Source organism: Mycobacteroides sp. H003, assembly GCF_001440135.1.
Lineage (GTDB): Bacteria > Actinomycetota > Actinomycetes > Mycobacteriales > Mycobacteriaceae > Mycobacterium > Mycobacterium gwanakae.
The window spans coordinates 243,439-266,268 of sequence record NZ_LJYL01000009.1 but is presented as its reverse complement, the minus strand read 5'-3'; the positions used below and the strand labels follow the sequence as shown (position 1 = coordinate 266,268).

Genomic DNA, 22,830 nt, shown 5'->3' with positions numbered 1-22,830 from the left:
GTTACACGAATCGCTTACGTATTGAAGTAGTGCGTAAAAGTTGGTGGCTTAGGTCCCTACAGCAGCCCCGGAACGATCGCCTTGCGCTCGCGCGGGTACTCGTCAGGGAATGTTTCGCGGTACCACCGATGGATCGCGAGCGCCCGCGGCACCAGATTGGCAATCGAGAACAGCACGAAGATCAGACCGGGCAGCGTCCACGCCATCAATGCCCAACCGGCCCAGAGGATGATCTCGCCGAAGTAGTTGGCCGCCGACACCCACCTGAACGCACCGCCATACGGAATGCGGTATCCATCGAAACCATCGGCTCGCAGGTTGATGAGGATGCGGTCGGCCTGGAAGTTCACCAACCAGCCACCGAGGGCCACAAGAACTCCGAGAATGAACCGGGAGTCGGTGAACCAGGCGGCACTCTGCAGATGCGCGGCGAAGGCGACCGCATACCCGTTGGCAAAACCATTGACCGCGTTGAAGACGAAGCCGAAGGCAATCCCGCTGTAGGGGAACCGCTTTCCACTGCCCTTACGGGAGAGCGGATAGATCAGTCCGCGGTACAGGTAGTGGCCCTGCCACAACGCATACAGCACGAGCGCCGGTGCGCCGTGGTGGTGCGCGACGGTCCAGAAGGTGACGGTGAACGCCCACCACTGCGGGCATTCAAAGATCAGCCAACCGATCTTGGCGGGTGCGGTAAACCTCTCGTCAGGCTTGGCGAACCGGCCGTAGGGATTGGTGAACCAGAAGCCGCTGACAAAGGTGACGATGGCCAGGACCACGAGGAAGACGACCGCAGCGTGATACAGCTCTGTAAGCACATCGGGACAGTACCGAGTAGACGCTCGTTCTAAGCAGGGTCGATGATGTTCGTCTTCATTTGATTGGCAACCTGACCGGCGACCTCAGCGTTGTCGGTGGCACCGGACGAGGTCACCCCGTACACCGCGTTGCCCGTGGTGTGGATGTGCGTGGCACCGGTGTTGTCGGCCCAGGTGATCGTGATCGGGTTGCGCATGCCGAACGTGTACGCGCCGGGCGAATGCGCCTTGCACGTGTTGAAAGCCTCTGTGATGCGGTGGAATTCGGCTTGGGCGGCGGGTTTGTCGGGATAAATCGCAATGGCTTCGCGCAGTGTCTGATGCGGGTCCGCACTGCTGTCGACATTCAGCTGACGAAACGCCTGCCAGCCGTCGCCCAAGTCGCCTTGCGACGCCGCGTGCAACACGCCGCACGGGTCCGACGGGTTGATGGCGGGCCCGTAGACCGGCGCCGTGTCGGTATGTGTGGTGTCCGCCGTCGGGAAGCCGAGCGACTTGACCACATCGATCCCGGCGAACAGCGAATCCGCGGCGGCGGCACTGACTTTGAGTTCGGTTACCTCAGGCGTGGAGGTTTCCACCACCGGATTCGCAGGCTGCGAGCAACCGGCAACCGCGACGAGTGCGAGGAGGCTCGATCCGACCCATACTGTCCGCGCCATCTGAGAATTGTGGACTCTCAACCTGGGAAATTCCTGGGTGTTCGGGGTCTATCAGGTGAAATCTGGCGACAAGACCCCCGGCGAGAGCACCATCGCAAGGGCCGAAATGATGAGCAATGCGACATACGCCCAGGCGTGCGCGACATCCGAAAGCCGCGGCGGATGCCGCCGCAGCCACACCACGATCGGCAGCGCTCCGACGAGAAGCGCAGCGGCAGATCGCACATCCACCACGCCGATGACGTACGGATCGTCCGCTGCTGCTGACGTGCCGGCGAGAAAGACAGCCAATGCCGGCACGCTGATCGCCAGTGTCAACGGATTGGCCAGTGCGGTGGCCATACTCATCGGCTGTCCGCTGCGGCGCAGCAAGGGAACCGTCATCACGCTGCCGCCCACTCCCAGGAACGAGGCGACCGCACCGATAGGCACGCCCAGTAGCGGGGAGATGGCGAAGTCAGATAGGGAGCCCTCGATCATGGTGGGGCGGCGCAGGAATCCGGGACGTGCCAGCACATCGATGATCGTCACCGCGAGATAGAACACGAATCCCCACATCGCGAGGTGCGGTGGCGCCAGCCTGGCCAGCCCCGCACCGAGTGCTCCCCCGCACCCCAGCAATGCGGTGAGCGCTGCCGCACTTCGTAAGTGCACCAACACGGTTCGTGAGGTTGCCATGGTGGCGGCCGCCGCGTTCACCACCATGACGACCGCCGAGGTCGCCACCGCCACCTCGGCCGCACCCACGGCGAGCGCACTGTCGGCCCAGACGATCACCGGAACGGTGACAAATCCGCCGCCGAAACCGAACAGCACCGTGGTGAGCCCCGTCAGAATCCCGATCATCACCAACACGATCACGCCCATGAGGCCAGTCCAGCCGACGGGGAGATTGCGGACAATCGAATGCCAGCTCGATTCATTCGAATTTCAGCCATACCCTGTGGGGATGCGGAACGTACCGCTCGCCGATGTCGACCATCTGCCCCGCGATGTGCTGCCCATAGCCACCGACTACACCAACGGGCAGCTGCTGGATTGGCATGAGCACCGACGCGCACAGTTCCTCTACGGATCCATCGGGACGATGATCGTGGACACCGACGACGGAACCTGGACAGTGCCCAGCCGTCGCGCGGTCATGATCCCCGCGGGCACCCGTCACCGAGTGCGGATGCTGGAGGTACGCACCGGAAGCCTCTACATCGAGCCGTCGGCCATTCCGTGGTGGCCGTCGTCGTGCGTTGTCGTAGACGTCAGCCCCTTGATGCACGAACTACTGGGCGCGGCAGCGGATCTGGCGGCCGACTACGACCTTGCGGGGCGCGACGGAGCACTTACCGCACTCCTGCTGCACGAACTGGCATCCTTCACCGCGCTGCCGTTGCATGTCGATGTGCCGCGGTCACCCGACCTGGCACAGCTTTGTCACGAGTACCTCGATGCTCCGGAGGTGTCGGTCTCCAATGCTCAATGGGCGCATCGGCTGAACACCAGCGAGCGCTCGCTGACTCGCCGGTTCCGCGATGAGGTCGCGATGAGCCCGGCGGCGTGGCGGGTGCGGGCGCGACTACTCGCAGCGGTTCCGCTGCTACGGCGGCAGTCGGTGACCCAGGTTGCCGGGCGGCTCGGCTATGCCACACCCGCCGCGTTCTCCTACGCCTTCACCCGCGCGTTCGACATTGCCCCGTCCAGCATCCGATGACCTAGAGTTCACAGCTATGAGCCGGACCGCGATCATCATCATCGTCGGAGTTATCGCAGCACTAGCGTTTCTCGCCGTCGGTGCGCTGGCCAATAAGGTCGGCATACAGGCGGCCTTCACGCACTTCCTGGTTGCCTGGGCCGGCGTTGCCGTGTTCAACATGGGGGTGGGTGTGTTTGAGGCCGGGTACGGCGTCGCCGAAGAACTACCCGTGTTGCTGGCGGTGTTCGGGGTGCCGGCGGCGGTCGCCGGGATCGGCTGGCTTGGCGCCCGGCGCCTCTCGCGGTCCTGACGGCCCACGCCACAGCCTCGACGCACAGGTCAGCGCTTGACGATACTGTGGGGCGTATGACGACAACGTTCGTCGGGATAGCAGCGATCGTGGCGATGACCTTTATCGGTATCGGCATGAACGCCGGTCTCTTCAATACCCGCAGGGCACGACAGGCGATTCCGCCGTTGGTGGCTCGCGCGGCGGCTCCTGTGTATGCGCTCAACCGCCGTATCGGCAATCCGGGCCGCGCCGCGAAGCCCACGGAAGAGCCCGAATCACCTGGCGAACCGCAGAAATGAAAATCCCCCGGGCAAGCCGGGGGTTTTTCTTGGTGGAGCTAAGGGGAATCGAACCCCTGACCTTCTCGATGCGAACGAGACGCGCTACCAACTGCGCTATAGCCCCAAGACGCTAAGACCTTACCAGCCGGTCCCGCGTCAGACCGAATCGTGCGATGAGCCGTAAAAAGCTAAGAGCGTCGACCCCGGCCTACTGACCGACAGCGTGCGGCATGCGGTACTGCCGTGGTTCGTCGTAGTAATCCAGGTGCTCGAAAACCGGGTCCTCGTCATCGATTTCGAGGACGGCGGCACCAGGACGGCGCAGCCGCTGCGGGACCACATCGAGCTCACGGTCCGCGACGTTCTCCACGCCCACCACGCGCGCCCGCTGGTAACGCGCGGCGCGACGACGACGCAGCTGCTCCTCGATGCGGGTCTGACGGCGCAGGTAGCCCAGGTAGAGCACCGCCGCCACACCCAAACCGCCGCAGGCCCACCACGCGGTGCTGGTCGCTGTCGCCGCGACTACCCCGGCGATGACCATTGCCGCGACTAGGCCCATCAGCACGCGCTTACGGAAGGCGAACTTGCGTGCGTTCTCCTTGGCCATGACGTCGGGGTCGAATCGGCGGCGCCGCGACGAGCTGTACACCGGCGGAGCCTGGTGCCGTTCCCGTGCCGGCTCGGCAGGGATCGCCAGACCCGAGGTGTCGTCCACGTACTCGTACTCATAGCTGCGCGAATCGGTTTCGGCGACGGGCGCCTCTTCCAGATCCTCGAGGTCGTCGGACAACGCGGCCTCGCCCGCCGGCAATGCGGTCGCATCCTCGTCGATGACGTCGACGTCTACAGGCTCGTCGGTCTCGATCTTTTCGGGACGAACCTTGCGCACGGCCATGGCCTTGACGGCCTGCGCGGCGTCCTTGTCTTGTTCGGTGGGCTCGCTGGCGATGACGCCGGTCGAGTCTTCGTCCTCGTCTTCGAGTTCGTCGATGTCCTCGCGACGGAAGTCGGGGTCACTACGGTGACCGGCGGCAGGGCCGGTGCGGCGCAGCAGCTTAGCGGCCTTCCCGTTGAGAACCCGGGTGGCGAGGGCGACGTCGCTCGTGCGCTTCACCACGTCACGCTTGTTGATCAGCATCGGCACCAGGACGAACAGCCACAGCACGACCAGTCCGATCCACAACACCGATTGGGGGATGCTCGGCATTTCGGCCTGCTCCTTTCTGTGCGCGTCAGGTGTGCCTCTGCGCCTTAAGCCTCAGGTCAAGGCTAGGTTGGCGATCTGCGCACGTTATGAGGCGCGCCGATACCAATTACACACCTGTAATTCTACAGGGGCAAGCATCACAGGCCCCAATAGTCACATCAGTCTCAGTAATATCTCGCGAGCCTGCGCCTCACGACGGTTTTTCCCCCGAAAGCGTCGCGAGACGCAGACTCGCTACGGGGGTGTCGGAGCGCGGTGGGACGCTGCGCGCCATGGGGGACATTCCGTGGCCATTCCGCTCAGCCGACGTACTCGCATCCGGTGCGATCTCCGAACGCCGGATGCGCCGGCTGTACCGGCAGCTGTACCCCGGCGTATTCGTGCCAAGAGATGCACAGCTCTCGGCGACCGAACGAGCGGTCGCGGCCTGGCACTGGTCGCGGCGCCAGGGCATTGTCGCCGGACTGTCGGCATCTGCCCTACACGGTGCGAAATGGATAGACGGCGATCGACCAGCTGAACTCGTCTTTGACAACTACCGGACACCGTCCGGATTAACAGTCCACCAGGATTCGTTACTCGCCAACGAAATCACCGAGGTCCACGGCACGAATGCCACGACGCCCGCACGTACGGCGTTCGACCTCGGGCGGCGGCTGACCCTCGGCCACGCCGTGGAGAGAATCGATGCCCTGATGAACGCGACCGGCCTGACGACCCCCGAGGTTCACGCGGTGCTGGCCGGCCATCCCGGCGTCCGCGGCGTCGTGCGCCTACGCGAAGTGCTTGAACTCGTCGACGCACGAGCCGAGTCGCCACAGGAAACCCGCACTCGCCTGCTCCTGGTCCGCAGCGGATTCCCCAAACCTCAGACGCAGATACGGGTGCTCGACAGATTCGGTGACTTCGTGGCACGTGTGGACATGGGGTGGGAGGACGCGAAGGTAGGAGTCGAGTTCGACGGCGCGCAGCATTGGACGGATCCACGCCAACGTTCCCGGGACATCGACCGTGCCGCAGCACTCACGGATGAAGGCTGGACGATCATCCGGGTGACCTCAGAACTGCTTCGGCACCGCCCCGGCACGATCGTCAGCCGCGTCGACGAAGCACTTCAGATGGCGAGTCTGCGTCTCACGACGGTTTTCCCCCCGAAAGCGTCGTGAGACGCAGACTCAGCAGGAATGAGCTCAGGCCCAGGCGGCGTTTCCGGATCGCACCAGCATCGCGGCCACCGATCCACGCACTTCCTCGACCGTCATCGCCACCAACAGATGGTCACGCCAGGCGCCGTCGACGTCGAGATACCGCTTGAGCAGCCCTTCCTCACGGAAACCGACCTTGGACAACACCGCGCGGCTGGCCCCGTTCTCGGGCCGCACCGTCGCCTCCACCCGGTGCAGGGTGACCGGCCCGAAACAGTGATCGAGCCCCAGCGCGAGCGCTGCGGTTGCCACCCCTTGCCGGGTAACCGTGCTGACCACCCAGTACCCGATCCACGCCGAGCGCAGCGCACCATGCGCGATATTGCCGATCGTCAGCTGCCCGACGAAATTCCCGTTCAGCTCGATCGCGCACGGAATCATCCGCCCCTTACGCGCCTCGGCCCGCAGACCCGAACACAACGCGGGCCAGGAAGACACGCCGTGGCGCGCCATCCAGTCGACCTCCGAGGACGGTTCCCACGGTTGGAGATGTGTCTGGTCGGCCAGCCGTGCCCGGCTCCACGCCATCCCGTCCCGCAACCGGATGGGCCGCACCGACACCACTCCCGCGGGCACGCGCAGTTTTCCCAGCGGCATCGGCCAACCGGGATGTGCACTCTCTTGACGCCAGACGCTCACCGCGGCCTCCGGTCTTCACGCAAGCGGTTCATCCGCGCTGCGCCAGGAACGCGACCTCGACGATCTCCCCGGTACGAACCTGTTCCACCTCGGCGGGCACGATCACGAGGCAATTGGCCTCCGCAAGCGTGGCGAGAAGATGCGAGGACGCACCCGGCGCGCCCAGGATCTGCACCAGATACTCACCGGTGTCCTGATCACGCATCAGCTGGCCACGCAGAAAACCTTTGCGCCCGGCGATAGAGGTAATAGGAGAAACTGTGCGCGCCTGGACAATTCGGCGCTGCGCGTGCCTGCGCCCCAGGGCCAGGCGGATCAGCGGCCGCACCATCACTTCGAACACCACCAGGGCGCCCACCGGGTTCGCCGGCAACAGGAAGGTCGGCACCGCGTCGCGGCCCAGCTGACCGAAGCCCTGCACCGAACCCGGATGCATCGCGATGCGCCCGACCTCCATATCGCCCAGCGCCGACAGCGCCTCACGAATCCCCTCCGCGGCGGCACCGCCGACGGCGCCGGAGACGACGACAACCTCTGCCCGGTTCAGCTGCCCCTCGAGCACCTCGCGGAATGCGGCGGGCTCCGCGCTGACGATGCCCACCCGGTTCACATCGGCACCGGCATCGCGGGCCGCGGCAGCCAGCGCATAAGAGTTCACGTCATATACCTGGCCGTTGCCGGGCGTGCGGTCGACGTCGACGAGCTCGCCACCCACACTGATCACCGACAGCCGAGGACGCGGATGTACCAGCACCCGATCACGCCCCACCGCGGCCAACAACCCCACCTGCGCGGCGCCGATGATCGTGCCCGCACGGACCGCGACATCACCGGGTTGCACGTCATCACCGGCGCGCCGCACGTAGTCACCCGAACGCACCGCGCGCAGCACCTTGACCCGCGACTCACCACCCTCGGACCAACGCAACGGCAGCACCGCATCGGCCAATGTCGGCATCGGGGCACCGGTCTGCACCCGCACGGCCTGCCGGGGCTGCAGCCGGGTGGGAGTGCGCTCCCCTACCCGCACCGTGCCGACCACGGGCAACTCGACCGTTCCGATCTCGCCGCTGGATTCCTCGAGGTCATCCTCCTCATCCGGGGCGCCTTCACCCGGGCTGATCACACGCACCACACCACCGGCAGCCTGCACATCCACGCTGCGCACGGCGTATCCGTCGATGGCGGCCTGGTCAAACCCGGGTAGCGGTCGAGCGGTCACCACTTCCTCGGCGCACAACAAACCCTGGGCCTCGGCGATCGCCACCCGAACCGGGCGCGGCGCAACCGCAGCCGCCGTCACTTTGGCCTGCTGCTCCTCGACCGAACGCACTGGTGCCCTTCTCTACTTGAGCGTTACTCGGAATCAGGCAGCGTGGCAGGTCCCAGACCCAGCCGCTCGACCAACCACTGCCGCAAGCCCGGACCGTAGTCGTCGCGGTCCAACGCAAAGTCAACAGCAGCCTTGAGATAGCCGCCAGGATTTCCCAGGTCGTGTCGGGATCCGCGATGCACGACGACATGCACCGGATGTCCCTCATCGATCAGCAAGGCGATGGCGTCGGTGAGCTGTAGCTCGCCGCCCGCACCCCGTGGAATCCGCTTGAGCGCATCGAAGATCACCCGATCCAGCAGATACCGCCCGGCGGCGGCATAGTTCGACGGCGCGTCCTCGGCCTTAGGCTTTTCGACCATTCCCTTGACGCGCAACACATTTGGGTTGGCAGCATCGGGCACGATCTCGACGTCGAACGCACCATAGGAACTGATCTCCTCGGGCTTGACCTCGATGGCGCAGAGCACCGAGCCGCCGCGCTTGGCCCGCACCTTGGCCATGGTCTCCAATACGCCCCGCGGCCACACCAGGTCATCGGGCAGCAGCACCGCAACGGCGTCTTCGTCGTCGTCAAGGACCGGCTCCACACAACCCACCGCATGCCCGAGGCCAAGCGGCTCGGCCTGGACCACCGATTGCACCTTGATGAGTCCGGGTGCGCGGCGCACCTTCTCAAGCATGGCGTGCTTACCGCGGTCCTCGAGCGTGCCCTCCAGCACCAAGTCCTCGACGAAATGCGCGACGACGCCGTCCTTGCCCTCCGAGGTGACGATCACCAGGCGTTCGGCACCGGCCTCGGCCGCCTCCTCCGCCACCAGCTCGATACCCGGGGTGTCGACCACCGGGAGTAGTTCCTTGGGCACAGTCTTGGTGGCCGGCAGAAACCGGGTGCCCAGACCTGCGGCGGGCACCACGGCGGTGCGCGGGATGGACACGTCAGGGGCCGTCATAGCCACTCACCCTAACCACTGACCACGGGATTGCGTGGTTAAGGCGGTACCGTCACGGAATCGGCTCTCCCCAGAACACCCCAGAGAACATCAAGGACGTCCTGCGGCAACAGATTGTGCAGGCACGACGGGCGATGTCGCCTACCGATCGCGAAAAACAGAACGCCGCGCTCGCCGCGCATGTCGCGGCCGTGGCTTCCGGGCTCTCGGTGGTCGCCGCCTACCTGCCGGTGGGATCCGAGCCCGGGACGGTGGAAATGCTCGATGCCCTGGCCACCCGCGGTGTCCAGGTTCTGCTCCCCGTCGCACGTCATGACGCGATGGGGACCCCAACGTCACTGAGCTGGGGTCAGTACCGACCCGGCGAGCTCATGGACGCACCTTTCGGGCTGCGGGAACCAGCGCCGCCGGTGTTCGGCCCCGCCGCCCTTGCCAACGCCGAGCTGGTATTCGTCCCGGCACTCGCGGTAGACAGGCGGGGAAACCGGCTGGGCCGTGGCGCAGGCTTTTATGACCGATCACTGAGGTTCGCCGCAGCCTCGGTGGCGTTGATCGCACCCCTCTATGTCGGCGAGATACTCGATGACATTCCGGCCGGTCCGCACGATGTACCGGTGACCCAGGCGCTGACGGCAGACGGATTGGTCACACTCGGCTGAATCCCCAGGTTGCCCAGTGGCGGACCTAGCACTCCAAACGGTAGAGTGCTAGTGGCGTTTCATGGCTTGCCAGTTCCTGGAGGACCCCTCATGCCCACCTATTCCTATGCGTGTGCCGACTGCGGCGACAAGTTCGACATCGTCCAGGCGTTCACCGACGATGCCCTGACCGTGTGCCAGAAGTGCTCGGGCAAGCTGCGCAAGCTGTTCAACTCGGTGGGCATCGTGTTTAAGGGCAGCGGCTTCTACCGCACCGATAGCCGCTCGGGCAGCGTGGACGCCGCCGCGAAGGGCGATTCCGGCAGCAAGAGTGAATCCAAGTCCTCCGAGTCCTCGGCGAGTAGCTCATCGACGTCGAGCACTTCGAGTTCCTCCAGCTCGACATCCACCGCCACCGCATCAGCTGCCGCCAGCTGACGAGTTATCCACAGCGGCACATTGCATGCTGACGTGGGGCTGCGCGTCGTCCTAGCGTGAGGGCATGGCCCGCTCGCCTCTCGATCCCACTGCGCTGCAGCGCGTATCGGCGGCACTCCGCCCCGATTGGGCACGCTCAGCATTGGCCCGGCGAATCGCGGCGGCGATCCTGGTGCTGTTCGCGGCCGTGCTGGCATTTCGCCCCGATCCGGCCAACGATCGTGTCGAGGTGATGGTCGCCGTCCATGACCTGCATCCCGGCACGATCCTCACCGGCGATGACGTACGACTCGAAAAGCGTTCCTCGACAATCCTTCCGGACGGGGTCAGCACCAATGCGGGAACCATTGTGGGTGCGACGCTCGCCGGGCCGGTTCGCCGAGGGGAAATGCTGACCGATTTACGCGTGTTGGGCCCGCGATTGGCAGAGTCGGCCGCCGGCAAGGACGCGCGCATTGTCCCGGTGCCGCTGGGCGATGCCGCCACCGTCGACATGATCCGCACCGGAGATATCGTCGACATCCTTACTGTGGCCGATCGTGGACCCGGCGCACCGGATACCGCGCCACCCGAACCCGCCGTGCTGGCCACCGGCGCCGTGGTGGTGCTGGTGTCGCCGAAACCCTCAACCAAAGGCGTTGGGACGCAGCGGGTGGTAATGGTCGCATTGCCGCCGCAGCAGGCAAATCGTGTCGCCGCAACCGCGTTAGTCCAAGCGATAACGCTGACCTTGCGTTAGTGTCAGACCATGCTCAAGGGATTCAGAGATTTTCTGCTGCGCGGCAACGTCATTGACCTCGCGGTCGCTGTGGTCATCGGCGCGGCCTTCACCGCGTTGGTCACCAAGTTCAGCGACGCCGTCATCCAGCCGCTGATCAATCGGATAGGCACCGGCCCCGATTCGGATCACCCTGCGCTCAAGGTGGGGATCGGCGGCGGCCAATATCTGGACTTCAACGTCCTGATCACCGCCACCATCAACTTCATCCTGATCGCGGCGGTCGTCTACTTCCTGGTGGTGTTGCCGTACAACACGATCAAGGAGCGGTTGGCCAAGTCGGGTGAAGAGCCTGCCGCTCAAACCGAGGCCGAATTGCTCGTCGAGATCCGCGACCTGCTGGCCGAGCAGAAGAAGACGTCCTAACTCTTCTGCCCGGCCCGCCAGGGCAATTACTTCATGTCCCAGGTTTCGCCGTAGGTGGTGACACTGTCACCGGCGCTACTGATCAACCGGGCGTAGGGACGCAGCAGCACACCACCGGCCGCACCGGTCACCGTGCCATGCGCATTGCTGACCGCAACGGCACCCTTGGGGCCGGCGATCGCCACCGAGAACGTCGCCACTTCCTGGATACCGGGGCCGTTGCCCAGGTCAACGTTGATACCCGCCGAGGGCAGCAGGTTCGTGGTCTGAACGTATGACGCTTCCGGAGTGCCACCGAACGCGTTCGGAATACCGTAAAGAATCGAGGTATTGGGGGTGGTGTAGTTGAAGTTCAGCCCCACACCCAGCGACCAGGGGTAACCCACCTGATAACCCAGCTCCAGGGTGCCCTCGAACGCGTCAGAACCGTCGCCCGTCACCTCATACGCGGCGCGGCCCGAATGAAACCACTCACGGGTCAGGCGGTTGCGGTCCAACGGAAACACACCATTCAAGAACGTGTCCCACTGCTGAATCCGCAGCATCCGACCCTTGCCATCAACCAGCGTCAGCTCATCGTCCAAACCCGCATGCGCCGTCGCCGTCCCGATAACTGCCAGTCCCACCACGCCAGCCACCGCGAGTATCAATCGCATGAGGGTGTTGTGCATGACCTGCCAGATGCCACCTGTTCTCATTTAGCTCCCTCAATACTCGGGCGGATACACGCCTGGACAATGCCTATTTCGCCCGGACCACATTGTTGCCCAAGCGGGCCAAACGTAACGGCCAAATCATCCCTACGAGTTTCCCGAATGTTTCCGGCAAGCTAACTCACAGCCGATGCACAGATTCTGTGATTACGCGCCGTTCTTAACTGCGCAGCATCCTGCCGCGACGCGCCTATTGAGTAATGGCAATTACTTCATGCCCCAGGTTTCGCCCCGAGTGGCGACACCGTCATCCGCGGAGTCAATGCCGGGCATGAGGACGCAGCAGCACCCCCGCCCGGTCACACCGCTGCACCGCGCGACCCGAAAGGGAGAAGTCAGCCGCCAAGCGCAGCCATCCCCTGGAGCGGCAGGGGCACCCCGCCTCGTCTCGGAACTCCCTTGACCGCACGATGACGACCTCGACCTAGGTAAGGCCGCCCATCCTGCGCGAAGAATTCTTGCGTGAAAACGCCCGGTGCCCAGACGTCAGCGAAGTCCCGCTACTTCATGTCCCAGGTTTCGCCGTAGGTGGTGACACTGTCACCGGCGCTACTGATCAACCGGGCGTAGGGACGCAGCAGCACACCACCGGCCGCACCGGTCACCGTGCCGTGAGCGTTCGATACCGCAACGGCACCCTTGGGGCCCGCGATCGCCACAGAGAACGTCGCCACTTCCTGGATGCCGGGGCCGTTGCCCAAGTCAACATTGATACCCGCCGAAGGCAACAGGTTGGTGGTCTGAATGTAGGAGGCTTCCGGATTTCCACCGAAGGCGTTCGGAATACCGTAAAGAATCGAGGTATTGGGGGTCGTGTAGTTGAAGTTCAACCCCACACCCAGCGACCAGGGGTAACCCACCTGATAACCCAGCTCCAAGGTGCCCTCGAACGCATCGGCTCCAGGGCCAGTCACCTCATAGACCGCACGGCCCGAATGAAACCACTCACGGGTGAGGCGGTTGCGGTCGAGCGGAAACACACCATTCAAGAACGTGTCCCACTGCTGAATCCGCAGCGTCCGACCCTTGCCATCAACCAGCGTCAGCTCATCATCCAAACCCGCATGCGCCGTCGCCGCCGTCGCAAAGAGAGCAACAAGAGTCATGACTAGGGCGCCAACCGCCAACAGACCGTGGCGGGCCCAGCCCGATACCTTGCTCAACAGCTTCATTCTGTTCCTATCAGTCCACTCATGGCGAACATGAGAAATTCCTAAGCGACGGACAGAAGGACGATATCGGCACGGTGACCACGCGGCAATCTGAACGCGAGTTCTGTTCGCGGTGGAGTCACCCAACTCCTGGCACGTATGTGAAGCCGAAGTTAGCCGAACCCAAGACATCCCCGGGTTAACAATTGGGTGAACGAGCAATTTGCTGGGAAACGCCCCGGTACTACGGGGGAACCGACACCCCGAATGGGTATCCCGACTTCGCGACCTGCCAGATTTACGCGTTCGATATGCGGGAATTCCTTAGCCGTGATGGGGCGGCACGTTATCGCGCAACCACCGATCACTTTCGTGCACGCCGCGCGAATCGTTCACATCGCGTTCATCTGGACCCAAAGACGGCATCGCCTGGCCGAAGATCCTGTCGATGTCCGCATTGCTGACCCTTGTTCCCCCTTCGCCACTTTTGTGGCGAAGGTCACAATCAGGGCCCTCGGGGGTCGGCACCCGATCAAATCTCCAGACTCGATAGCTGCTCGATGATCTGAATCGCCATCGGTGTCACCGTGGCCATTCCATCGCGCACCGCAGCACGCGTTCCCGCAATGTTGACCACCAGGGTGCTTCCCGAAATACCCGCCACGCCGCGTGACAGACCAGCCTCGGTGACACCCGCCGCAAGCCCCGACGACCGGATGGCCTCAGCGATCCCGAGCAGCTCGCGGTCGAGCAGCGGCTGAGTGGCCTCAGGGGTGACATCACGCGGGGTGACGCCGGTGCCACCCACGGTCACCACGAGATCCACACCGCCGATGACCGCGGTGTTGACCGCGTTCTGAATCTCGGTCAGGTCTCCCTCGACCGCCACCACACCGTCGACCACAATCCCGGCCTCCGAGAGCAGCTCAGTGACCAGCGGACCACTGGTGTCCTGGTCGCCGTGGGCCGTTCTGTCGTTGACGATGACGACCAGAGATCGCCCCACCGGTAGCACCTCAAGCTCTGTCATGGAAGCAACCGTAACGGCTCGCAGGGACATCTGAGTCATCGGGCGACCTCACCCAATGTCACATCCACGGTCTTCTCCGGGCCGCCGTTGCCATCGGTGTACGTCAGGGTCACCTTGTCGCCCGGCGCCTTGGAACGCACTGCGGCTACAAGTCCGTCGGCGCTGTTCACCGGGCGGTTGTCCACCTTCGTGACGACCGACCCGTTGGGCACTCCGGCCTTCTCGGCGGCACCACCGGCAACCACCTCGACGATCTTGGCGCCCTGGATCTCCTTCTCATTGCCAACCCGAACTCCCAGGGAAGCGTGGGTGGCGTGGCCGTTGGCGATCAGTTGATCGGCGACCCGCTTGGCTTGGTCGACCGGAATCGCAAAGCCCAGGCCGATGGATCCACCTTGTGTCTCGCCGCTGGAATCTCCACCCATGGTCGCGATGGCGGAGTTGATGCCCACCAGCTCGCCGTTCAGGTTGACCAGCGCACCACCGGAGTTACCCGGGTTGATCGCGGCATCGGTCTGGATGGCGTCCAGCACGGTGTCCTGGTTACCTGCCTGTCCCGCGGTGAATACGGGGCGGTTCAGCGAGCTGACGATGCCTGTGGTCACCGTGCCGTCCAGACCCAACGGAGAACCGATCGCGACAACCGACTGCCCCACAACAAGATTCGCGGACGAGCCGAGTGCGACGGGCGTCAGGCCCGAAGCGCCGGTGATCCGGATCACGGCGATGTCGGTGGCGGGATCGATCCCCACCACGGTGAAGGGCGAGTTCTTGCCGCCCGCGATGGTGGCGGTGGTCTTGGCGCCGGGTTCGCCCGCCGCCTGAACGACGTGCGCGTTGGTAAGCACCAAACCGTCGGCCGAGAGGATGACCCCTGATCCCTCTTCACTCGAACGACCCATGATCGTTTCGAGCTTGACGACACTCGGAAGCACCTTGGCCGCAACCTGTTCCACCGATCCCGCGGGCAGCGCGGACACCTGTTGCGCGGCAGGCTGACGGCCCGGAGCGATAGGCGTCAAGCCGGTGCTGCCGCTGGTGACGACGGGCGCCTTGTGTTGGCGGTCGGCGACGACGGCACCCACGGTTCCGCCCAGCCCACCGGAGACCAGGGCCAGGACGGTCGCACCCACCACGAGCCCACCGCTGCGCTTCCCCCGGGGCGCTTGATTCTGCGGCTGAGGGGGACGCTGCTGATTCGGCGGCTGCTGCGGCGAGTATCCGTATGCCTGGCCCTGATAGTGGTGGCCGGACTGCGCATGATGCGTCGGCGCTTGTTGCCCGGAGTAGTGACCGGACGGCCGGTAGGCCCAATTGCCGTGGGGGTCGTTGGTCATAGGTACTTCCTCACCCGTCCTTCATAGGCGTTCACGATCGACTAGCTCGGGTGCCACGCTGCCGGAGCGGACTGAGAATCCACTGAGATCTCCCTCGCGTTTGGCGCAGACTTCCGGCGCCCGGCGGCGCCACCCCCGTCGGGGTGCCCGATGGGTCCGGGACGGCCCGGAAGGAGCACGTGCATCGACGTACCCGGGGCCGGACTGCCGTCGACCACCGCACCGGGTTCCGTCTCCTCGACCTTGATCGCGCCACCATGTTTGAGCACAACTTGCTTCACGATGGCCAACCCCAAACCCGATCCCGGCATTCCCCGGGCCGGGGTGGCCCGGTAGAACCGTTCGAAGACCAGATCCCGTTCGGCGGGCGGAATCCCGGGCCCACGATCGGAGATCACCAGCTCGGCGTGCGCCGCGTCCACCTGGGCCAACCGCACCGACACCGTGGTACCCGATGGGCTCCACTTCGCCGCGTTGTCGAGCAGATTGAGAACCGCGCGCGAAAGTCCTGCCGCGTCTCCGTAGACCTGCCACGGCTGCATGACGACGTCGAATTCGATGTCATTGCGGCGGCGGCGGACTCGTTCCAAAGTGCCCTCGACCACCTCGACCAGGTCTACCGGCTCATGCACGATGTCGGCACCGTCACCACGCGCCAGATCGACCAAATCGCCTACCAAGGTGGACAATTCCTCGATCTGGGCGATCACATCGAGTTGCAGCGCTTCCATTTCCTCGTCGGGTAGGCGGGGGGCGCCCGGTTGCATGGCGGCCATCAGTAGCTCGGTATTGGTGCGCAACGAGGTCAGCGGCGTGCGCAGCTCGTGACCCGCGTCGGTCACCAGACGTGCCTGGCGGTCTCGGGACTCAGCCAGGGCCCGCAACATGGTGTTGAAACTGATTGTGAGCCGCGCCAATTCGTCGCTGCCGGTGACGGCAATGGGGCGCAGATCATCTGTTCGGGCTACGCGTTCGGCGGCATCGGTGAGCCTGGCCACCGGCCGCAACCCGGTGCCGGCCACCACGGCTCCAGCGGCTGCCGCTACCGCCACGCCCACGCCGCCGACAATCAGCAACACCCAGCCCAGTCGGCGTAGCACGGTATCGGTGGGGTCGAGCGATTTCGCCATGATCAGCGTGCTGCCATTGTCGAGCCTAAGTGCAAGCACGCGTTGATGATTGACGGTGCGCAGCGACTGCTCCAGCTCGCCGCGGGTCACCGCCTGCTCGGGAGCGCCATAGGGAATGATCTGTCCCTGCTGTGTCGCCGAGAACGTGATGAGCCCCGGAAAGATCAGCTTGGCGTTGACATCGGCGGAGTACGCGGTCCCTTCGATGGCGCGACGTGGGTCCACCGACAGCAACCCACTGCCGATAAGCAGGTTGGCACGATCGTTGAGCTGCTTGTCGACATCGCGATACAACGCCGTGGACACCAACAGGTATGAAGCCACGGCCATCAGCACCACGACCATCGCCACCATCGACATCGCAAGCAGCATCACGCGCCAGCGCAGCGATACCGATGAGCTGGTTGCCCGTAGTGGAGAGAACAGTGCAGACGTCGGTCTGCGCATCCGTAGTGTCGCCATAGGGATTACGGAGGGGTCTCCCGCAGCACGTAGCCGACACCGCGAACGGTGTGGATGAGCCTGAGCTCCCCCTCGGCTTCGGTCTTGCGCCGCAGATAACCGACATACACCTCAAGTGCATTACCGGACGTCGGAAAGTCGAATCCCCACACCTCTTCGAGGATGCGGCTGCGCGTGAGCACCCGCCGGGGGTTCGTCATGAGCATTTCCAGCAGCGCGAATTCGGTACGGGTCAGGCTGATCGACCGAGTGCCCCGGTACACCTCGCGGGTAACGGGGTCGAGCGTGAGATCACCGAAGCTCAGCGTGGCAGCGTCTGCCGATTCGTCGACAGTGGTCCGGCGCAGCAGCGCCCGCATCCGGGCCAAGAGTTCCTCAAGCGCGAAAGGCTTGGGGAGGTAATCATCCGCGCCCGCATCCAGACCCGCCACGCGCTCGGAGACCGAGTCTCGTGCGGTGAGCACCAGGATCGGCAGATCATCTCCGGTGCTGCGCAGGCGACGGCATACCTCGAGTCCGTCGAGCTTGGGCATCATCACGTCGAGCACCAGCGCATCAGGCCGGTCGGCCGCGATGACATTCAGCGCATCGACGCCGTCCTCGGCCAGATCCACCGAGTACCCATTGAAGGACAAAGACCGTCTCAACGACTCGCGCACAGCGCGGTCATCATCGACTACAAGAATTCGCACAGGTACCAGTGTTAACCGTGCGGCTGAGATATTACTGAGGAAGCCTGAGAATCAGGTCTCGCGTCGTTCAGCGACGGTCGAGATCGATGAGCCCGAGGCGGGCAGCCTTGAGCAGGCGACGGGGAACCTTGTGGTTCTGTCCGCCGACAGTGACATTGACCAGCTCAGTGGCAGTGGCCTTCCACTGCGAGCGCCGGCTACGGGTGTTCGAGCGGGACATTCTCCGCTTGGGGACGGCCATGGTCGCGCCCTCTCCTTATTTCTCAGGTTTCTGTGTCATTCGCCCGCGCCGCGCCAACATGTCGGGCGCAGCGAGCGACAATCACCACACGATAGCCGGTGGCGGACGTGAGCTGCAAATTTGCTCGGATCAATCCGCGCCGACACGCCGTATCGCGGCGGATTCGTATCGCATTTCCTCACCATAAGACGGCGTGTCGACGCCATCACCTTTGCTCGGCCAACCACTTGGTTGGACCGCTAGATTGACGTTTTAGTGCGTGGGGTAATTTGGCAGCGCACGAGCAGTCGATGCCGACCTCGAGAGGACCACCGTGACCACTGCGCCGGTACGAATTGGGAACTGTTCAGGCTTTTACGGTGACCGAATATCGGCCATGCACGAGATGCTCACCGGCGGTGAACTCGACTATCTGACCGGCGACTATCTGGCCGAACTGACGATGCTCATCCTCGGGCGCGACCGCGCCAAGGCCCCCGAACGCGGCTACGCCAAGACGTTCCTGCGTCAGCTCGAGCAGTGCCTGGGCCTGGCCCAGGACAAGGGCGTGAAGATCGTCGCCAACGCCGGCGGTCTGAACCCCGCGGGTCTGGCGGAGGCCATCCGCGCACTCGCGGAAAAACTGGGAATCGCGGCCAATGTCGCACATGTCGAGGGCGACGATCTCCTGCCCCGTGCCGCAGAGCTCGGACTGGGGTCACCGCTCACTGCCAATGCCTATCTCGGCGCCTGGGGCATCGTGGAATGCCTCAATTCCGGGGCCGACATCGTGGTCACCGGCCGGGTCACCGACGCCTCCGTGATCGTCGGCCCCGCCGCCGCACACTTCGGGTGGCGCCGCGACGACTACGACAAGCTCGCCGGTGCGGTCGCGGCCGGGCACATCATCGAGTGCGGCACCCAGGCCACCGGAGGCAACTACGCCTTCTTCACCGAGATCCCCGACCTTTCGCGTGCCGGGTTCCCATTGGCCGAGGTACATGAGGACGGTTCGTCTGTCATCACGAAGCACACGGGTACCGGCGGCGCGGTCAGCGTGGGCACCGTCACCGCACAGCTGCTCTATGAGATCACCGGGGCGCGGTACGCCAACCCTGATGTCACTACCCGGATCGACAGCATCGAGCTGACCCAGGAGGGCCCCGACCGGGTGCGGGTCTCCGGCGTGACGGGCGAGGCACCACCACCGGACCTGAAGGTGTCGCTGAACGCCTTGGGTGGCTTCCGCAATCAGATGACGTTCGTGCTCACCGGACTCGATATCGACGCCAAGGCGGATCTGACCCGCAAGCAGTTGGAGTCCGCCCTGTCTTCCCCCGCGGGGGCCCCGCAGGACATCCAATGGACGCTGGGCCGCACCGATCATCCGAATGCCGACACCGAACAGGCTGCCAGCGCCCTGCTGCACGTGATGGTGCGCGACTCCGACCCGAACAAGGTGGGGCGGCAGTTCTCCAACGCTGCGGTGGAGCTGGCCCTGGCGAGTTACCCCGGCTTCCACGTCACCACGCCTCCCAAGGACGGTGAACCGTACGGCGTGTTCACTCCGGGATACGTCCCCGCGGAGAAGGTTCCGCATGTGGCTGTGCTGGCCGATGGCTCGCGTATCGATATCGCACAGGCCTCCCAGACACTGCCCCTCGCCGACGCCCCGGCAGCGGCGCTGCCCGAACCGCTTCCGGCCGGGCCGGTACGCCGAATCCCACTGGGAACCCTCGCGGGTGCTCGCAGCGGCGACAAGGGCGGCAGCGCCAACGTCGGCGTCTGGGTGCGCACCGATGAGGAATACCGCTGGCTTGCGCACGCCCTGACCATCGACGCGCTGCGTGAGCTGCTGCCGGAAACCGAGCAGTTGGAGGTGGCGCGCTACCTGTTGCCCAAGCTGCGGGCCGTGAACTTCGTCATCCAGGACATTCTCGGCAAGGGTGTGGCCTATCAGGCCCGGTTTGACCCACAGGCCAAGGGAATTGGCGAATGGCTGCGTTCCCGTGAGATCGACGTCCCCGAATCCCTTCTGAAGGAGACAATCTAGTGGCCCAGTGGAACACCCCGGAGCGCAAGGCGCTTCGGGAGACCGTACGTGACTTCGCCGAGCGCGAGATCCTGCCGCATGTCAACGAATGGGAACGTGACGGCCTGCTTCCTCGTGAATTGCACCGCAAGGCCGGCGATCTGGGTCTGCTCGGTCCGGGTGCGCCCGAGGAGGTCGGCGGTGGCGGCGGAGATGCCATCGACCCGGTGATCGTGTGCGAGGAACTGCACTATGCCGGTGTGCCCGGCGGCGTGTTCGCTTCCCTGTTCACCTGCGGCATCTCCACACCGCACATCATCGCCTCCGGCGATCAGCGCCTCATCGACAACTACGTCAAGCCCACCCTGGCCGGTGATCTCATCGGATCGCTGGCCATCACCGAACCCGGCGGTGGGTCCGATGTCGGGCATCTGACCACCTCGGCCAAGAAGGACGGGGATCACTACATCGTCAACGGCGCCAAGACCTTCATCACCTCCGGCGTGCGCGCCGACTACGTGGTGACCGCGGTCCGCACCGGCGGACCGGGGGCGGCCGGAGTCTCGCTGCTGCTGATCGACAAGGACACCCCGGGGTTCGAGGTCGCCCGCAAGCTCGACAAGATGGGCTGGCGCTCTTCGGATACCGCCGAGTTGTCCTTCACCGATGTGCGGGTACCCGCCGAGAACCTGGTGGGTGGCGAAAACACCGGCTTCGCGCAGATCGCCGGCGCCTTCGTATCCGAGCGAATCGGCCTTGCCGCCCAGGCATATTCGAGTGCGCAACGCTGCCTGGACCTGACCGTGGAATGGTGCAGGAACAGGGAGACCTTCGGGCGCCCCCTCATCTCCCGTCAATCTGTGCAGAACACCCTCGCGGAGATGGCCCGCCGCGTCGATGTGGCGCGGGTGTACACCCACGCGCTGGTCGACCGCGCGATTGCCGGTGAAACCAACCTCATCGCCGAAGTCTGTTTCGCCAAGAACACCGCCGTCGAAGCCGGCGAGTGGGTGGCCAACCAAGGCGTCCAATTGTTCGGAGGCATGGGCTATATGACCGAGAGCGAGATCGAACGGCAGTACCGCGACATGCGCATCATCGGAATCGGTGGCGGCACTACCGAAATCCTCACTTCCCTGGCGGCCAAGCTCCTGGGGTTCCAGTCGTGACAATCCTGCGTACCGCCGTCAACACCAGCTCTCCCGAATACGTCGACGCGGCAGCGGCCATGGCGACCAAGCTGGCCGAGGTCAACGCCGAAACCGCGAAGGCACTCGCCGGTGGCGGCGACAAATACGTTGCCCGCCATCACGAACGCGGCAAGCTGCTGGCACGTGAGCGCATCGAGCTGCTCATTGACCCCGACTCCCCGTTCCTGGAGCTGTGTCCGCTCGCGGCCTGGGGCAGCGACTTCACCGTCGGGGCCTCGCTGGTCACCGGCATCGGCGTGGTCGAGGGTGTCGAGTGCATGATCGTGGCCAACGACCCCACCGTCAAGGGTGGTACCAGCAACCCCTGGACACTGCGTAAGGTGCTGCGGGCCAACGATATTGCCTTCAAGAATCGCTTGCCCGTGATCTCACTGGTGGAATCCGGTGGTGCGGACCTGCCCACACAGAAGGAAGTATTCGTTCCCGGCGGACAGATGTTCCGCGACCTCACTCGGCTCTCGGCCGCGGGCATCCCGACGATCGCTCTGGTGTTCGGCAACTCGACCGCCGGTGGCGCCTACATTCCCGGTATGTCGGACCATGTCGTGATGATCAAGGAACGCTCCAAGGTGTTCCTGGCGGGTCCGCCGCTGGTCAAGATGGCGACCGGCGAGGAGTCCGACGATGAATCGCTCGGCGGCGCCGAAATGCACTCCCGCGTTTCCGGTTTGGGCGACTACCTGGCAGCCGATGAACAGGACGCCGTACGGCTCGGTCGGCAGATCGTCGCGCGCCTGAATTGGGTCAAGAAGGGCCCCAAGCCCGCGGCGGTGATCGAACCCATCGCAGACCAGGAGGAGCTACTCGGCATCGTCCCCGGGGACCTGCGCATCCCGTTCGATCCGCGTGAGGTCATCGCGCGGATCGTCGACGGTTCGGAGTTCGACGAGTTCAAGGAGCAATACGGCTCCTCATTGGTCACCGGCTGGGCCCGGCTGCACGGGTACCCGATCGGCATCCTCGCCAATGCGCGCGGCGTGCTGTTCAGCGAGGAAGCGCAGAAGGCCACTCAGTTCATCCAGCTGGCCAACCAGACCAACACGCCACTTCTCTTCGTACACAACACCACCGGATACATGGTGGGTAAGGAGTACGAAGAGGGCGGCATGATCAAACACGGGTCGATGATGATCAACGCCGTGTCGAACTCGACGGTGCCGCATCTGTCCCTGATCGTCGGGGCCTCCTATGGCGCAGGGCATTACGGCATGTGCGGCCGCGCTTACGATCCCCGGTTCCTGTTCGCCTGGCCCAGCGCGAAATCCGCGGTCATGGGCGGCACCCAGTTGGCCGGCGTCATCTCCATCGTGAGCCGTGCCGCCGCGGCGGCACGCGGCCAGGCCGTCAACGAGGACGCGGACGCCGCCATGCGGGCTGCCATCGAGGCACAGATCGAGGCAGAGTCGCTGCCCATGTTCATGTCCGGACGCCTGTATGACGACGGGGTCATCGACCCCCGCGATACCCGAGCGGTGCTCGGTATGTGCCTGTCCGCCATTGCCAATGGACCGATCGAGGGGACGTCGAACTTCGGCGTCTTCCGGATGTGAGG

Annotated in this window: 26 protein-coding genes and 1 tRNA gene; 11 read left to right on the top strand and 16 right to left on the bottom strand. The window is 64.6% G+C overall.

Annotated features, from left to right (window positions below; translation table 11 throughout):
* Window positions 1-56 precede the first annotated feature (56 nt).
* The 3 genes from AOT87_RS01555 to AOT87_RS01545 form a co-directional block, all read right to left on the bottom strand.
* Window positions 57-818, bottom strand: coding sequence for a DUF1295 domain-containing protein (locus AOT87_RS01555; protein WP_057968651.1), 762 nt, complete (start codon window positions 816-818; stop codon window positions 57-59).
* Between the two features lie 29 nt (window positions 819-847).
* A complete protein-coding gene (locus tag AOT87_RS01550; RefSeq protein WP_057968679.1) occupies window positions 848-1,402 on the bottom strand; it encodes a sensor domain-containing protein in 555 nt (184 codons plus the stop codon).
* 129 nt (window positions 1,403-1,531) lie between these two features.
* The gene (locus AOT87_RS01545) at window positions 1,532-2,341 is read right to left on the bottom strand and encodes a sulfite exporter TauE/SafE family protein (protein WP_057968680.1); all 810 of its coding nucleotides are present in this window, start codon (window positions 2,339-2,341) and stop codon (window positions 1,532-1,534) included.
* Between the two features lie 88 nt (window positions 2,342-2,429).
* On the opposite strand from AOT87_RS01545, the gene AOT87_RS01540 reads away from it, so the two are divergent.
* The 3 genes from AOT87_RS01540 to AOT87_RS01530 are packed head-to-tail and all read left to right on the top strand — an operon-like array spanning window position 2,430 to window position 3,758.
* Window positions 2,430-3,185, top strand: a complete 756-nt coding sequence (locus AOT87_RS01540) for a helix-turn-helix transcriptional regulator (RefSeq protein ID WP_057968652.1) — start codon at window positions 2,430-2,432, stop codon at window positions 3,183-3,185.
* Between the two features lie 16 nt (window positions 3,186-3,201).
* Window positions 3,202-3,477 (top strand): hypothetical protein, encoded by a 276-nt coding sequence (locus AOT87_RS01535; RefSeq protein WP_057968653.1) that lies wholly within the window; start codon window positions 3,202-3,204, stop codon window positions 3,475-3,477.
* 56 nt (window positions 3,478-3,533) lie between these two features.
* Entirely contained in the window at window positions 3,534-3,758 is a 225-nt protein-coding gene (locus AOT87_RS01530) for a hypothetical protein (protein WP_030094540.1), read from the top strand.
* Window positions 3,759-3,788: 30 nt separating this feature from the next.
* On the opposite strand, the gene AOT87_RS01525 is transcribed toward AOT87_RS01530, so the two are convergent.
* Both AOT87_RS01525 and glpR read right to left on the bottom strand, forming a co-directional pair.
* Window positions 3,789-3,864, bottom strand: a tRNA-Ala gene (locus tag AOT87_RS01525).
* An 84-nt stretch (window positions 3,865-3,948) separates the two neighbouring features.
* Window positions 3,949-4,950, bottom strand: a complete 1,002-nt coding sequence (glpR, locus tag AOT87_RS01520; protein ID WP_030094539.1) for a gephyrin-like molybdotransferase receptor GlpR — start codon at window positions 4,948-4,950, stop codon at window positions 3,949-3,951.
* 272 nt (window positions 4,951-5,222) lie between these two features.
* Here glpR and AOT87_RS01515 point away from each other — a divergent pair, with 272 nt between their 5' ends.
* Window positions 5,223-6,116, top strand: a complete 894-nt coding sequence (locus tag AOT87_RS01515; RefSeq protein WP_057968681.1) for a DUF559 domain-containing protein — start codon at window positions 5,223-5,225, stop codon at window positions 6,114-6,116.
* Between the two features lie 24 nt (window positions 6,117-6,140).
* Here the strand turns inward: AOT87_RS01515 and AOT87_RS01510 are convergent, their stop codons facing one another.
* The 3 genes from AOT87_RS01510 to AOT87_RS01500 are packed head-to-tail and all read right to left on the bottom strand — an operon-like array spanning window position 6,141 to window position 9,080.
* Entirely contained in the window at window positions 6,141-6,794 is a 654-nt protein-coding gene (locus AOT87_RS01510; RefSeq protein WP_044104202.1) for a GNAT family protein, read from the bottom strand.
* 28 nt (window positions 6,795-6,822) lie between these two features.
* Window positions 6,823-8,127, bottom strand: coding sequence for a gephyrin-like molybdotransferase Glp (gene glp / locus AOT87_RS01505; RefSeq protein WP_057968654.1), 1,305 nt, complete (start codon window positions 8,125-8,127; stop codon window positions 6,823-6,825).
* A gap of 23 nt (window positions 8,128-8,150) precedes the next feature.
* Window positions 8,151-9,080 carry a UTP--glucose-1-phosphate uridylyltransferase gene (locus AOT87_RS01500; protein ID WP_030094535.1) on the bottom strand — a complete coding sequence of 310 codons (930 nt, stop codon included), beginning with the start codon at window positions 9,078-9,080 and terminating at the stop codon, window positions 8,151-8,153.
* 59 nt (window positions 9,081-9,139) lie between these two features.
* Here AOT87_RS01500 and AOT87_RS01495 point away from each other — a divergent pair, with 59 nt between their 5' ends.
* The 4 genes from AOT87_RS01495 (at window position 9,140) to mscL (ending at window position 11,300) form a co-directional block, all read left to right on the top strand.
* Window positions 9,140-9,739, top strand: coding sequence for a 5-formyltetrahydrofolate cyclo-ligase (locus AOT87_RS01495; RefSeq protein ID WP_337251422.1), 600 nt, complete (start codon window positions 9,140-9,142; stop codon window positions 9,737-9,739).
* 90 nt (window positions 9,740-9,829) lie between these two features.
* A complete protein-coding gene (locus tag AOT87_RS01490) occupies window positions 9,830-10,156 on the top strand; it encodes an FmdB family zinc ribbon protein (RefSeq protein ID WP_057968656.1) in 327 nt (108 codons plus the stop codon).
* Window positions 10,157-10,220: 64 nt separating this feature from the next.
* Window positions 10,221-10,895: an SAF domain-containing protein gene (locus tag AOT87_RS01485; RefSeq protein ID WP_057968657.1), complete on the top strand. Its 675-nt coding sequence runs from the start codon at window positions 10,221-10,223 to the stop codon at window positions 10,893-10,895.
* 9 nt (window positions 10,896-10,904) lie between these two features.
* Window positions 10,905-11,300, top strand: coding sequence for a large-conductance mechanosensitive channel protein MscL (mscL, locus tag AOT87_RS01480; protein WP_030094531.1), 396 nt, complete (start codon window positions 10,905-10,907; stop codon window positions 11,298-11,300).
* Between the two features lie 26 nt (window positions 11,301-11,326).
* Here the strand turns inward: mscL and AOT87_RS01475 are convergent, their stop codons facing one another.
* From AOT87_RS01475 to rpmF, 8 genes are all read right to left on the bottom strand, one after another.
* A complete protein-coding gene (locus tag AOT87_RS01475; protein ID WP_057968682.1) occupies window positions 11,327-11,956 on the bottom strand; it encodes an MspA family porin in 630 nt (209 codons plus the stop codon).
* 557 nt (window positions 11,957-12,513) lie between these two features.
* The gene (locus tag AOT87_RS01470; RefSeq protein WP_030094529.1) at window positions 12,514-13,185 is read right to left on the bottom strand and encodes an MspA family porin; all 672 of its coding nucleotides are present in this window, start codon (window positions 13,183-13,185) and stop codon (window positions 12,514-12,516) included.
* A gap of 303 nt (window positions 13,186-13,488) precedes the next feature.
* A complete protein-coding gene (locus tag AOT87_RS29165) occupies window positions 13,489-13,692 on the bottom strand; it encodes a hypothetical protein (protein WP_075874230.1) in 204 nt (67 codons plus the stop codon).
* Between the two features lie 4 nt (window positions 13,693-13,696).
* On the bottom strand, window positions 13,697-14,224 hold the full coding sequence (locus AOT87_RS01465; RefSeq protein ID WP_225422036.1) for a molybdenum cofactor synthesis domain-containing protein: 528 nt from the start codon (window positions 14,222-14,224) through the stop codon (window positions 13,697-13,699).
* 5 nt (window positions 14,225-14,229) lie between these two features.
* A complete protein-coding gene (locus tag AOT87_RS01460) occupies window positions 14,230-15,531 on the bottom strand; it encodes a trypsin-like peptidase domain-containing protein (protein WP_046252736.1) in 1,302 nt (433 codons plus the stop codon).
* Between the two features lie 41 nt (window positions 15,532-15,572).
* Window positions 15,573-17,108, bottom strand: coding sequence for a HAMP domain-containing sensor histidine kinase (locus AOT87_RS01455; RefSeq protein WP_057968658.1), 1,536 nt, complete (start codon window positions 17,106-17,108; stop codon window positions 15,573-15,575).
* A gap of 20 nt (window positions 17,109-17,128) precedes the next feature.
* Window positions 17,129-17,815 carry a response regulator transcription factor gene (locus tag AOT87_RS01450; protein WP_030094525.1) on the bottom strand — a complete coding sequence of 229 codons (687 nt, stop codon included), beginning with the start codon at window positions 17,813-17,815 and terminating at the stop codon, window positions 17,129-17,131.
* Between the two features lie 67 nt (window positions 17,816-17,882).
* Window positions 17,883-18,056: a 50S ribosomal protein L32 gene (gene rpmF, locus AOT87_RS01445; RefSeq protein WP_005063395.1), complete on the bottom strand. Its 174-nt coding sequence runs from the start codon at window positions 18,054-18,056 to the stop codon at window positions 17,883-17,885.
* Window positions 18,057-18,369: 313 nt separating this feature from the next.
* On the opposite strand from rpmF, the gene AOT87_RS01440 reads away from it, so the two are divergent.
* Genes AOT87_RS01440 through AOT87_RS01430 form a run of 3 tightly spaced genes read left to right on the top strand, consistent with a single transcriptional unit; the run spans window position 18,370 to window position 22,828 of the window.
* Complete coding sequence (locus AOT87_RS01440) at window positions 18,370-20,088, top strand: acyclic terpene utilization AtuA family protein (RefSeq protein WP_044104193.1); 1,719 nt, start codon at window positions 18,370-18,372, stop codon at window positions 20,086-20,088.
* A complete protein-coding gene (locus AOT87_RS01435) occupies window positions 20,088-21,236 on the top strand; it encodes an acyl-CoA dehydrogenase family protein (RefSeq protein ID WP_057968659.1) in 1,149 nt (382 codons plus the stop codon). The genes AOT87_RS01440 and AOT87_RS01435 overlap by 1 nt, the downstream gene beginning before the upstream one ends.
* Entirely contained in the window at window positions 21,233-22,828 is a 1,596-nt protein-coding gene (locus AOT87_RS01430; RefSeq protein WP_057963769.1) for a carboxyl transferase domain-containing protein, read from the top strand. Before AOT87_RS01435 ends, AOT87_RS01430 begins: the two co-directional genes overlap by 4 nt.
* Window positions 22,829-22,830: the final 2 nt, after the last annotated feature.

Excerpts from the sequence above, each read along its gene's own strand:
- AOT87_RS01540 (WP_057968652.1), top strand. The coding sequence starts at position 2,430 with ATGCGGAACGTACCGCTCGCCGATGTCGACCATCTGCCCCGCGATGTG.
- AOT87_RS01535 (WP_057968653.1), top strand. The coding sequence starts at position 3,202 with ATGAGCCGGACCGCGATCATCATCATCGTCGGAGTTATCGCAGCACTA.
- AOT87_RS01530 (WP_030094540.1), top strand. The coding sequence starts at position 3,534 with ATGACGACAACGTTCGTCGGGATAGCAGCGATCGTGGCGATGACCTTT.
- glpR (WP_030094539.1), bottom strand. The coding sequence starts at position 4,950 with ATGCCGAGCATCCCCCAATCGGTGTTGTGGATCGGACTGGTCGTGCTG.
- AOT87_RS01515 (WP_057968681.1), top strand. The coding sequence starts at position 5,223 with ATGGGGGACATTCCGTGGCCATTCCGCTCAGCCGACGTACTCGCATCC.
- AOT87_RS01500 (WP_030094535.1), bottom strand. The coding sequence starts at position 9,080 with ATGACGGCCCCTGACGTGTCCATCCCGCGCACCGCCGTGGTGCCCGCC.
- AOT87_RS01490 (WP_057968656.1), top strand. The coding sequence starts at position 9,830 with ATGCCCACCTATTCCTATGCGTGTGCCGACTGCGGCGACAAGTTCGAC.
- AOT87_RS01485 (WP_057968657.1), top strand. The coding sequence starts at position 10,221 with ATGGCCCGCTCGCCTCTCGATCCCACTGCGCTGCAGCGCGTATCGGCG.
- mscL (WP_030094531.1), top strand. The coding sequence starts at position 10,905 with ATGCTCAAGGGATTCAGAGATTTTCTGCTGCGCGGCAACGTCATTGAC.
- AOT87_RS01475 (WP_057968682.1), bottom strand. The coding sequence starts at position 11,956 with ATGCGATTGATACTCGCGGTGGCTGGCGTGGTGGGACTGGCAGTTATC.
- AOT87_RS01470 (WP_030094529.1), bottom strand. The coding sequence starts at position 13,185 with ATGAAGCTGTTGAGCAAGGTATCGGGCTGGGCCCGCCACGGTCTGTTG.
- AOT87_RS01465 (WP_225422036.1), bottom strand. The coding sequence starts at position 14,224 with ATGTCCCTGCGAGCCGTTACGGTTGCTTCCATGACAGAGCTTGAGGTG.
- AOT87_RS01460 (WP_046252736.1), bottom strand. The coding sequence starts at position 15,531 with ATGACCAACGACCCCCACGGCAATTGGGCCTACCGGCCGTCCGGTCAC.
- AOT87_RS01455 (WP_057968658.1), bottom strand. The coding sequence starts at position 17,108 with ATGCGCAGACCGACGTCTGCACTGTTCTCTCCACTACGGGCAACCAGC.
- rpmF (WP_005063395.1), bottom strand. The coding sequence starts at position 18,056 with ATGGCCGTCCCCAAGCGGAGAATGTCCCGCTCGAACACCCGTAGCCGG.